The 10,010-nt window shown below is 28.8% G+C and carries 9 protein-coding genes; 2 read left to right on the plus strand and 7 right to left on the minus strand.

What is annotated here, in order from left to right; all coding sequences use genetic code 11:
• Positions 1–187 precede the first annotated feature (187 nt).
• The 6 genes from U9R42_06710 to U9R42_06735 all read right to left on the minus strand — a co-directional run bounded on the left by U9R42_06710 (position 188) and on the right by U9R42_06735 (position 4,480).
• On the minus strand, positions 188–403 hold the full coding sequence (locus U9R42_06710) for a hypothetical protein (protein MEA3495709.1): 216 nt from the start codon (positions 401–403) through the stop codon (positions 188–190).
• Positions 404–759: 356 nt separating this feature from the next.
• On the minus strand, positions 760–1,047 hold the full coding sequence (locus tag U9R42_06715) for a co-chaperone GroES (GenBank protein MEA3495710.1): 288 nt from the start codon (positions 1,045–1,047) through the stop codon (positions 760–762).
• Between the two features lie 27 nt (positions 1,048–1,074).
• Positions 1,075–1,653 (minus strand): glutaredoxin domain-containing protein, encoded by a 579-nt coding sequence (locus U9R42_06720; protein ID MEA3495711.1) that lies wholly within the window; start codon positions 1,651–1,653, stop codon positions 1,075–1,077.
• Between the two features lie 119 nt (positions 1,654–1,772).
• The gene (locus tag U9R42_06725) at positions 1,773–3,047 is read right to left on the minus strand and encodes a DUF2851 family protein (GenBank protein ID MEA3495712.1); all 1,275 of its coding nucleotides are present in this window, start codon (positions 3,045–3,047) and stop codon (positions 1,773–1,775) included.
• Positions 3,048–3,140: 93 nt separating this feature from the next.
• The gene (pyrF, locus tag U9R42_06730; protein ID MEA3495713.1) at positions 3,141–3,941 is read right to left on the minus strand and encodes an orotidine-5'-phosphate decarboxylase; all 801 of its coding nucleotides are present in this window, start codon (positions 3,939–3,941) and stop codon (positions 3,141–3,143) included.
• 2 nt (positions 3,942–3,943) lie between these two features.
• Positions 3,944–4,480 (minus strand): hypothetical protein, encoded by a 537-nt coding sequence (locus U9R42_06735; protein MEA3495714.1) that lies wholly within the window; start codon positions 4,478–4,480, stop codon positions 3,944–3,946.
• A 10-nt stretch (positions 4,481–4,490) separates the two neighbouring features.
• On the opposite strand from U9R42_06735, the gene U9R42_06740 reads away from it, so the two are divergent.
• Complete coding sequence (locus tag U9R42_06740; GenBank protein ID MEA3495715.1) at positions 4,491–5,483, plus strand: acyl transferase; 993 nt, start codon at positions 4,491–4,493, stop codon at positions 5,481–5,483.
• A gap of 117 nt (positions 5,484–5,600) precedes the next feature.
• Entirely contained in the window at positions 5,601–6,824 is a 1,224-nt protein-coding gene (locus U9R42_06745; GenBank protein ID MEA3495716.1) for an aspartyl protease family protein, read from the plus strand.
• Between the two features lie 236 nt (positions 6,825–7,060).
• Here the strand turns inward: U9R42_06745 and U9R42_06750 are convergent, their stop codons facing one another.
• On the minus strand, positions 7,061–9,829 hold the full coding sequence (locus U9R42_06750; GenBank protein ID MEA3495717.1) for a T9SS type A sorting domain-containing protein: 2,769 nt from the start codon (positions 9,827–9,829) through the stop codon (positions 7,061–7,063).
• Positions 9,830–10,010 lie beyond the last annotated feature (181 nt).

Here is a 10,010-nt window from a genome sequence, read left to right on the forward strand (position 1 = left end):
CATTTTTAAATATGTTTTTAAATTTATAATATTTTGCAAATTTATGAATTGTTATATGAAATGCCAAATTGACTAAATCTTATTTTGATGTGTTGGGATTTTAATAGCGTAGAAATCTTTTTGAGATTTTTTTTATTTCCTGTTTTTTTCCAAAAAGCAAGATGTTTTTCAGCTTCGGGTAATAAAATTATTTCCATAAATCATCAATCTGCTCAATCGTTATTTTTTTCCCTTTATTGTTTTTGATGTCTTCATCACCTTGTTGAATTGTTTTTATAAAATCCTCATTATATGGTTTTTTATTAGCAATTTCAAATTTTATTTTCAAAGCATTTAGAAATGCTTTTAACGATTCTAATTTTTCTTCGCCAGGGTGTGCTATTATTACATCAGATTTATTCATAATATTAAAACATTTATGAAAAACGTGTTTTGTTTTACAGTTTAGGATTATATTCCTATTGCAAATATATGGATTTGTAAAGGTAATTACAAATGAAAAAAATATTATCTTGATTTTTTGAATGTAAATAGTGCCTCTAAGAAAACTATCAAATTTTGCAGAGTTTTCTTAAAGACACTAAATAGAAAGTATGCTGAGCTTTTGTGCATTAGTTCTTTTTTTTATGAGTTGCAAAAAAGCATATTTATAATAAATAATAAAAAAAAAGAAAAAGTAAAATTATATATCTTACTTTTTCTCTTTTAAAATCCAATATGAATGATAGTCAAATTGGATAAAATTATTTTTTAGAAATTTTATATTTCTTCAGTCTCAACTATTTTTGCTAATAACTCAGTGTAAGGAATAGAAAGATATTTGTTTCCATCATATTCTATTTCAGTGCCTGCATAGTTTTTATAAAAGACTGTATCACCTATGGATATTTCAGCATCTTCTACATTTCCTATTGCCACAACTTTTGCAAACTGTGGTTTTTCTTTTGCAGTATCGGGAATAATAATTCCGCTTTTTGTTTTTTGTTCTGTATTATCTTCTGTAATATCAAGTAAAACGTTTTGATTTAAAGGTTGTAATTCTTTCATTTTTATTTTGTTTTATATATTAAAAAATTATGCATTTATTTCTAAAAGAGTGTTAATTTTACTTTTGTCAAAACCAACAATTATTTGTCCATTAATATCTGTTTGTGGTACGCCTTGTTGCCCGCTTCTGTTTACCATATCTTTTGCGGCATTTTGATCTTTGGAAACATCAATATCGGTAAAGCGTATTTTGTTTTTTCGTAAATAAGATTTTAGAGTACCACAATAAGTACAAGTTGGTGTTGAATAAACCGTTACTCTTTTTTGTGGTTTTTCTTCTCCTTCTGTTTGTGTAAAATAGATATTTTCAAAAATTGAATTATAAAATTTGGGGTTGTTACATCCCTTTGAAATATTTTTGAAATTTTCTTTTTCAAATTCTAAAAGTGAAGGAGCTGTTTTTACATTATATTCTCCATGAATATCTCTCACTTTTGAAACATCAGCAGTAAAAAGTTTTACATCACTATTTTCTTTTATTGCTTCGTTAATGTTTTTTATTGAACATTCACTTTGCTCAGAGCCTTTTTTGTAAAGTAATAAAAATGACCTGTCAATGCTTTTAATGTTGTCTAATAACTCCTTGTGTGAATTGATTTCTTTCATAAACAATTATTTTTTCTCTGACCCTTTTATTCAATTTCAATGCCGATATTTACAGTGGCAAATTGGCAGTATTACTATGCAAAAATTTCAGTAGAGTATGGCTTTTGCTTTGCTTTTTATCATTTTAAAATGGAGGTTCCAATTCCACATTCAAGACATTTTTTCTTGTTGCAAAATTCCTTTTTTAATTGAAGAAGTGCTTGGGAAATAGCCGCATTATTATTCTCAAAGCCAAGCTTTTCCCAATTATCTAAAATACTGTTTTTTTCTGCAGGTAGCTCTTCAAGAAATGCAATTGAGCGATTTATAATATCTTCTTTGTTTTTCTCTTTTCCATAAACAAAAAGAAATGGGATTATTGTGTTGATAATAATATTTTCTATAGATTTCTTTCCAAGTTTTTTAGCGGATTTACGCTTTGAAAACTTTTCGAATTGATAATGATATTGCCAGTAAGAAGAAACTTTTACTTTATTGAAAAAATCAAAAATATCCGATAATTTTTCTGCTTCAATAATTTTAGAAAAAAGTTTGTTTGAATGAAAAAGTAAATTTGAAAATTGTGCAATTCTTATTGTTGGAAAATTTGGGGGTCGCAATCTGCTGTATTTCCAATTTGTTGACGAAATATTTTGTAGCTGATATTTTGATTTTAGAAATGAATATTCTTTAAAAAGTTTTCTTGGATAGCTGTCGGTAAAATAATTTGTAAGCATTCCTGCTTGTCCATAAAGTAGTGCTTCTACTTGAAATAATTCATTTTTGTGCTTTGATAATATTTTGAGGGGTGTTGCTTCTGCCATTTGTAGCATTGCTTCACTATTTGTTTTAAATCCAAATCTTTTTACGAGATATTGATAAAAGCTTTCAAGCCAGTCATTATTATTTTTTTCTACAATTGCAAGGATTTCTTCATATCTGTTTTCAAGTCTATCAATTATTAGTCTGTTTAGCCAGCTTGTTTTTGTAATTTTAGTTACTTTATTAATTGAATTATAACAAGGTATCCATAGTTTACTCCTTATCATTTCTTCATATTTTTCTATTAAATTTATGTCAATAATATTTGAGATTTCCAATACGGGAATGTTTAATCGTATTTTATTTTGTTCGCTAAGGTTGTCGTTAAATACAACATGAAGTATAACATTCTGATAGCCTTTGTTGAGTTGATGTTTGTGTGCAAACCAATCTGATGCATTTATGTGAATTTCAATGTTTCCTGCCCATAATGTGTTGTCAATTTTTACTTTAGCATTTAAAAAATCAGGTCCTGCATTTTGATTATGAGTGCCTTGATCTATAATTTGAATATTTTCCTTTTCTTTTGTTTTTAAATTATTAATATCCAATAATTGATATTTCCAAATAAAATGTAGTAGTTCTTCTTTCATAATTATTTTATGACTTTTTAAACTTAAAAATTGCTTTTATTTTTGCCTTTATACCGAATAGAAATTTACTTTATTACTTTTTCTCAAGTCCCCTTAAATATATTTTTTCATTTCATTTTGATAGAATTCTGCACTTTTCCTAACGTTATTTGGAAAATCATTTTCATCTTTTGGAAAAATAATTCCACGCGAAACATTTACTAATACTCCAACATCTTTGTTTAATGCATATTTGGATATTTTTTCAAGATCACCACCTTGAGCACCAACACCGGGAATTAATAAAAAGTTGTCGGGAACTATTTTCCTTATTTCAGAAAATAATTCAGGATGAGTAGCACCTGCAACAAACATAATATTTTCATCACTTCCCCATTTTGCAGATGTTTCTAAAACTTTTTCATAAATATATTTGCCATCTGTTTTCAACATCTGAAAATCATTAGAGCCTTTGTTGGATGTTACTCCTAAAATAATTACCCATTTATTATCAAATTCAAGAAATGGAGAAATGGAATCTTCACCCATATAAGGTGAAACGGTAATTGCATCAAAATCATAAGTTTCGAAAAATGTTTTAGCGTATTGTTTTGATGTATTTCCAATATCACCTCTTTTTGCATCAGCAATTGTAAAAATATTATCGGGAATGTATTCTACGGTTTTTTGAAGAGATTGCCAACCTTTGTACCCAAGTGATTCGTAAAAAGCAATGTTCATTTTGTAGGCTACACAAAGATCTTTTGTATTATCAATTATTACTTTGTTAAATTCAAAAATCGGATCATCTGTTTTCAAAAATTGCGAAGGGATTCGTTTTAAATCAGTATCTAATCCAATACATAAGTATGATTTCTTTTCTCTAATTTGTTTTGTTAATTCTTTTTTTTTCATAATTAAGGATAATAATTAATTGCAGGGCTTTCAACAATATTGCTTTTGTGTAGCTCCCTGTCGTAAATGTAAATTTTAAATTTTATAGGATTACTTTTCGCAAGAATATCATTTATCGTAAGGTCGATTTTGCCTTTAATTGCTTTGTTGTTTTTGTTTGGTGAAATTTCAATTGGCAATCTGTATTCATAACTAATGGTGTCATCGGAAAATGGATTGGGCGTTACTTTAGTGTATTGACTGTCGGTATAATTATATTCGTAATATTCAACTATCATATTTGAATAATATTCACTGCCGGAATTAAAAGGAGCTAATGTATCACTTTGTGAAAGTCCAATATCTCCATCACCATCTTGAAATGAAATTGTAAGAATTATTGCTGTGTCTAAACCCGAATTATCTGAATATATTTTGTACTCTTGAAACTCAATTAATGGTACAATATCAAATTCCATTTTATCCGAACAATTAAAAAATGAAATCATTAGCAAAAAACTCATGATAATCAGACTTAGTTTTTTAAATTTGAACTTCATAATCGAACCTATGGACTTTTTAAAAGATTATAAAAATAAGATATTTTTTGAGAATATTAAAAATTTTAATGAATTAGCTTTGGAATTATTCAAATTTCAGGCTGAAACCAATAAAATTTACAAACGATACATTCAATATTTATGCCTCAATCCTGCTGATATCAAAAGAATTGAAGATATTCCATTTTTGCCTGTACAATTTTTTAAAGAACATAAAATTTTATGTGAAGGAGTAGATTATCAAACTATTTTTGAAAGTAGTGGCACATCAAATTTAAATCCTTCAAAACATTTTATCTCTGATGTAGAAATTTATAAAAAAAGTTTGCACAAAAGTTTTGAGCTGTTTTTTGGGAACATCAATGATTATATAATTCTTGCTTTATTACCTTCTTATCTTGAAAGTAAAAACTCTTCTTTAATATTTATGGTAAAAGAACTAATAAAAGCTTCAAATGATAATCGTAGTGGTTTTTATTTATATAATTATAAGGATTTGTATTCTTTAATAAATTCATTATCAAAAGGAAAAAAGAAAATATTTTTATTAGGTGTAAGCTTTGCATTGCTTGAGTTTGCTCAAAAATATAATGTTGATATGCACAATTCCGTTGTGATGGAAACAGGTGGAATGAAGGGAAGGGGAAAGGAGTTGCCCCGAGAAGAATTGCATAAAATTTTATGTAAAAGTTTTAACAAAAAAGAAATTCAATCGGAATATGGAATGACAGAATTACTTTCTCAATCCTATTCAATGGGCAAAGGGATTTTTAAAAGCCCTCCATGGAAAAAAATTCTTATTCGCAATATTTATGATCCTTTCGAAATGCTTGAGGCAAATAAAAGTGGTGGTATAAATGTTATTGATCTTGCTAATATTGCTTCTTGTGCATTTATTGAAACAAGTGATATTGGTGTATTGCAAGAAAATAATACATTTAAAGTGTTAGGAAGAATTGATAACTCCGATATTAGAGGATGTAATTTGATGCTTGAGATGTAATTTAATGCATGAATAATATATATTTTAAAGATGTTTTGCCTTTGAATTAAAATGTTGCTACTTTTGAACTGTTGATTTAAAAAGAAAAAAATGATAATTTTAAATATTGTATAAATTATGAAAAGTTTAAGAAAAGTATTATCGGTTTTTACACTTCTGATTTTTATAGCACTAATGTCAATAGGTATAATAGGATGCAAATCCAAAAAAAATGTTGAAGAAGTAAAAATGGTTGAAACAATTCCATTTGAACTAATTGATGGAATTATTATTTTGGATGTAAAAATTAATAAAACTGTTGATGCTAAGTTTATTTTTGATTCTGGGGAAGAAAGTATGACCTTAGATCCAAAATTGGTAAAAAAACTAAAACTCAAAAATGTTGATACTAAAGAGTTGCTTGGAATGGCTTCAAGTAAATATGTTCCTATTTATAATTATTTAAGTGTTTCTCTTGGAGATTTTACAATTGATAGTATTCAAGGTGGTGCGATTGATCTTAGTGCACAAACAAAAATGCTGGGTACTCAGATTGATGGACTTGTTGGTTATGAGATTTTAAATAAATATGTTTGTGAAATAAATTACGATAAGCAAATTATAAAATTAAGTAAAACACTGGAAACAGATGTAAGTGATTATACTCAAAAACCTCTTTTTGCCAGTGATAAATTACCTGTTTTAAATAACTGTAAATCTGTTTTTCAGGATAGCTTTGAGTTAACAGGGAATTTTGTTCTTGATTTTGGTGCTAATACTACAGTTATAATGAATACTTTAGTAGCTACTGAAAATGGATTATATGATAGAATTGGTAAAAACTTCCATTCAGGGAATGTGTCCACTACAGGAAGACATCAAACACATACGGGAAGACTTAAAACTTTTACTTTTGCCGATTATACCTTTAATAGTACTGCCGTTTCTCTTGGAACTTCATATTCGGGATTTTTAGGGAAGATGGGTTATACAGGACTACTTGGTAATGGATTTTTAAAACGATTTAATACAATTTATGACCTTCCTTCAAGAAAAATATATTTTAAACCAAGCAAATATTTTAATGATAAACCTATTGTTAATTGTACAGGTATTTCTTTAAAATCAAATTTGAGTTTTGATAGTGTTTTTGTTAGTAAAGTTTATGAAAACACTGTTGGATACAATGCAGGAATCAAAGCGAATGATCAGCTTTTGAGAATAAATGCTGAGGATGTTAGTAAGTACAAATTAAATGAATTAAAAGAAATTCTAAACAAAGCCGGAGAAAAGGTGAAGTTGGAATTTAAAAGAGAAGATAAGGAATATGAAGTGAACCTTACTTTGGAAGAAATTATTTAGTGCCTCTTAGAGAACTCTACAAAATTCAAAATGATTCCTTTTGCAATATTTTTATTTTTCTCAAATCACTGATGCAAAGGCATCAGTTCATTTCCAAAAAGTAAAAATCTCATCAGAACTGAAATAAATCTAAATAGCAGAGAACCAACTCCTTCTCCTTGAAGAAGGCCAGGATGAGGTGTAAAAAAAAAGCCCCAATAAATCGGAGCTTTTTTTAATGTTTTAGTTTCAAACAATTATTTTATTACAATAAATTTACTTGTTAAATCAATGTTCTCTCCAACAGTTTTAACAATATAAGTACCTTTTCTTAGTGAGCTTGTGTTAATTCTTATATTATTTTCTGTATTCGATAATTTTATGTTAAAGCTTTTTACTATTTGTCCATTGATGTTGTAAATATATGTTTTTACATTTTGAACTTTGTCTGATTTTATTATCAAGTTTGTGTGATTTATTGCAGGGTTAGGATAAACAGTCATTGTAGCTTTTGAAATATATATGTTTTTATTAACACCTATATCTGGTGCAAGAGTTTGTGTTCCATAAATTCCCATTCCGTGAGTTGCTGCATAAAACATATATTCTGCACCCCAACTGTATTGATACAATACTTGTCGGAGCATGTAAACGGGGCTTCTGTCCATTCCATTGTTTTCTTCTGACCATGTGTTACCACCATTTACAGTTGCAAAAATACCATAATCAGTTGCAATTATTATTGTATCTTGGTTAGTTGTAAATGAATTTATTGCCGCATCATAGACAGGGAAATATGGAAGGTTACCCTGTATTGAAACAAAACTTACCTTTGAAGCACTATCAAGAGCATTGTTTGATAGGTAAACATGATCATAACTGCTACTAACATAGTTACCTAAGGTTGCAACTACTGTGTTTGGATATGAAGGAGAAATGCCCAATCCTGTTACTGTTCTGTTTGACCAACTCCCAACAAGTTCTGTTGTTATTCCTTTAGCGGTAGGGTCAAAATTTCCTCCTGCATCAAACTCATATTTTACACCTTTTATTCCTGTAATTCTGTAAAGTCTTCCTGTACTACCAACATTTCCACCAATAAAAATTGTATTTCCGTCAGGAGTATATTCTAAGCATTGTGGTTCAAAACCTCCCATGCCTTCTGAAATATGAAACCATTTTATAGTATCGATTTTAAAATCAGTAGCATTTTCTGTCATCCATACACCATTTTTGTTAACATTGTTATCGTAAGCAGCAACAAAGAATTTTGAATAAAAAACTGTGGTATCATAAGAAGTTCCAAATGTGTCATAATGTATTGTATCTTCCCACAATCTAAATGGAGTGTTGAAATTGTAATGTGATGTCATAATATCAATATCATCCATAAAGTCATTATCATCATCTTTTCCTTTATTTTGAGACCTGTTTATGTCACCATATTGTGATTCATAAAAACAAACACTACTATTATATTTTGATATTTCGGTGTAAAAACCATCACCCCCGAGTATCTCTTTTCCTGAGATTCCTGTAAGTCCGTCTTTTTCAATTCTGATACTTCCATTGTCTTGTGTTCCACCTATAATTGAGCCATCTGTATGTGCAGCAACAGCGTAAAATTGCGTGGTAATATAATTGACATTCAATGAACCATAAGTAGGATATTTATTTGTAAAATTGGTTGAAAAATAAATACCACCATCAGTAACAATGTACATTTTATTTGGTGTTGACTTTGTGTCAAAAAATATATTATGTTTATCTGCATGAACATAATATGGATTTTTTATTTTTTTGTCATTATCATTAAATTCTGATGTACTTGCTGATTTGTACCACATTCCATCATTTAGAGTGTACATATCAACACCACCAACAAATATTCTATTTTCATCAGTGGGGTCAACAGCTATGCATTGATCATATTGTCCTTGGTAATGACCAAATCGTCCGAAAACTTCCGCTTCGGAATTTCCATTTACAATTTTTACCCAATTTTCTCCATTGTCTGTTGACTTGTAAATTCCTTCCATTGCATAAGTTTGATAACCGCCTGCACCATTTGATGCTCCTACAACATAAACATAATCAGGATTAGATTGTGAAATTGTAATAGAAACTCGTGCTTGATTTGTTGAAATTATACCATCGCCAACGAGAGAGAAATTTTCTTCATCTGTTGATTTATATATTTTACATCTGTGACTTCTATAAGCAGCAACGAACATTGTGTTACCGTTTTTTTCAATATCAAATATTACTGCTGATGAATATCCATCAGGTAGTGCTAATCTTGTCCAATTATCACCTCCATCTGTTGATTTCATAAGTCCTTGTGAAGATCCTGCATAAACAACATCTCCATTGCCACAAACAATATCTTGAATATTTTCCCATTCAGTGTTGCCTGGTTTTGATGCATCTGTTGAATTAAGGAAATCCCATGTTTCTCCTTTGTCAGTTGACTTGTAAATACCTCCACCCATGCTACCTGACCTCATATTTCCACCTGAGCCACTCATAAGATTGAAATATAGTTCTCCTGTTCCAAAATATAAAGTGCCATCAGAAGCTTGGGCTATTGAGGAAATTACTAATCCACCTAAATTTGCCTCATATTCTTTTCTTTGCCAAGACTGTCCACCATTTATGGATTTGTAAAAACCTCCTGATACACCCCCAGTATATAAGATTTTTGTATTGTCTTTATCAATTACTAATGTTCTGGTTCTACCGCCAATGTTATCAGGACCTTTTATTTCCCAGTCAAGGTTAAGACCACTACGGTATTGCTTCATTAGGCTTAAATCCTTTCTTGCTTTTAAAACATATTCAGGATTTATTTCTCCGGTGTTTAAATCAGCCTTTAGTGTTTGGCTATATTTGATAGCATCACTAATGGATTGTCCTTTGTTATTAATATTTGTTTGATTGGTATTTATAAAACTATTTTTAAGCACTATGCCTGAAATAATAGTTAAACCAATAAGACTTGCAATTATTAAACTTTTAGTTTTCATAAAATTCAATTTCTCTTTACGATTTTTTAAGAATTACAAAATTATATATTTTATAGCATATACATTCAATATTTTAAAATATCTTTTCATTAATTTTAAAAATGTTTTTATTAAGAGGACTTCTAATATTTAAATGCTTTATAATTTTGTAAAAAGTACTGTTAATACAGCTTACAAAAGT

The sequence above is a fragment of the Bacteroidota bacterium genome, assembly GCA_034723125.1.
GTDB lineage: Bacteria > Bacteroidota > Bacteroidia > CAILMK01 > JAAYUY01 > JAYEOP01.

Bases quoted from the DNA above. Each gene is read 5' to 3' on its own strand.
- U9R42_06710 (MEA3495709.1), bottom strand. From the start codon at position 403: ATGAATAAATCTGATGTAATAATAGCACACCCTGGCGAAGAAAAATTA.
- U9R42_06715 (MEA3495710.1), bottom strand. From the start codon at position 1,047: ATGAAAGAATTACAACCTTTAAATCAAAACGTTTTACTTGATATTACA.
- U9R42_06720 (MEA3495711.1), bottom strand. From the start codon at position 1,653: ATGAAAGAAATCAATTCACACAAGGAGTTATTAGACAACATTAAAAGC.
- U9R42_06725 (MEA3495712.1), bottom strand. From the start codon at position 3,047: ATGAAAGAAGAACTACTACATTTTATTTGGAAATATCAATTATTGGAT.
- pyrF (MEA3495713.1), bottom strand. From the start codon at position 3,941: ATGAAAAAAAAAGAATTAACAAAACAAATTAGAGAAAAGAAATCATAC.
- U9R42_06735 (MEA3495714.1), bottom strand. From the start codon at position 4,480: ATGAAGTTCAAATTTAAAAAACTAAGTCTGATTATCATGAGTTTTTTG.
- U9R42_06740 (MEA3495715.1), top strand. From the start codon at position 4,491: ATGGACTTTTTAAAAGATTATAAAAATAAGATATTTTTTGAGAATATT.
- U9R42_06745 (MEA3495716.1), top strand. From the start codon at position 5,601: ATGAAAAGTTTAAGAAAAGTATTATCGGTTTTTACACTTCTGATTTTT.
- U9R42_06750 (MEA3495717.1), bottom strand. From the start codon at position 9,829: ATGAAAACTAAAAGTTTAATAATTGCAAGTCTTATTGGTTTAACTATT.